This is a genomic window from Amycolatopsis sp. NPDC045836 (genome assembly GCF_056431745.1).
This window is the reverse complement of record NZ_JBWKKF010000061.1, coordinates 1-1113: the sequence shown is the minus strand read 5'-3', so window position 1 is coordinate 1113 and position 1113 is coordinate 1. Positions and strand designations below refer to the sequence as shown.

Sequence of the window (1113 nt, the reverse complement as noted above, 5' to 3'; positions counted from 1 at the left end):
TGTATGAGGCCATGACATTGGTGACACCGGTGTCGAGCCGGGATGCTGGTGGCTGATTTCCAGCAGCAGTGTGGGGACGATGATAGTTGTAGTGCACGTTCCAGACGGCCAGGGCCTCGGTGCGGTGCTGTTCGCTGGTCCAGGCGTGGGCGTAGAGGAATTCTTCGGCCAGGATGCGGTGGTAGCGCTCGACTTTGCCGTTGTGCCGTGGCGTGTAGGGCGTGATCCGCTGGTGGCGGGCGCCGCGCAGGACGGTGGCGAAGTCGCGTGCGCGGTAGCAGGCACCGTTGTCGGTCACGATCCGGTGGACATGGCCAATGCCGTGGCGGGCGAAGAACGCCCTGGCTCGGTGGGTGAACCCGATCGCGGTCCGGGCCTGCTCGTCGGGCAGGGCTTCGGTGTAGGCCAGGCGGGAGAACCCGTCGATCGCGGTGTGCAGGTAGGTGTAGCGGGCTTTGCTGCCACGTTTGCGGCCTCGGACCGACTGCCTGGCTTGTTCGCTGCCGCGGCCATGGATTCGCCAGCCGCCACCCTCGGGGATGACACCGGCCTTCTTGACGTCGAGGTGGACCATGTGACCTGGCCAGCGGGCGTGGATACGACGCGACTCACGGTTGTTCTCACCGGTCGGGTCGATGAACCGGCGCCGGTTCAGCCCGAGGTGGACCAGGTGCCGGCTGACGGTGCGGACCGAGACCGGGACGCGGTCGCCAGCCAGCTCGAGGTTGATGCGGCGCGCGGACCACTTGTGTTCCCGGCGCATCGCCTCGATCCGCACGATGACCCGGGCGGGCGTGGCCGTCGGCTGGTGGTGCGGGACGCTGGGCCGATCCACCAGGCCAGCGTCGCCGAACTTGCGGTGACGGTTGACCCACTTCGACGCGCACTGCCGCGAGATACCCATCTCAGCGGCGACATGCGCGATCGGACGGGTCCGGCAACGCTCGATCAGACGGCGGCGGCCCTCCACGGACAGCGGGGCATTACGGTGGGACATCGGACGGGTCTTTCTGCTCGGCGGACGAGTTGGTGGTACTTCTCATCCTGCCGCCGAAAGACCCGTCCCCTGCGCTCAGGCCCCCTCAGCTGACACCAACGTCATGACCCGCAACA

General features: G+C 67.5%; 1 protein-coding gene. It reads right to left on the bottom strand.

What is annotated here, in order from left to right:
- Nucleotides 1–997, bottom strand: a 997-nt coding sequence (locus AC07EG_RS40280) for an IS481 family transposase (protein ID WP_478258542.1), incomplete at its 3' end; no start/stop codon positions are given.
- Nucleotides 998–1113 lie beyond the last annotated feature (116 nt).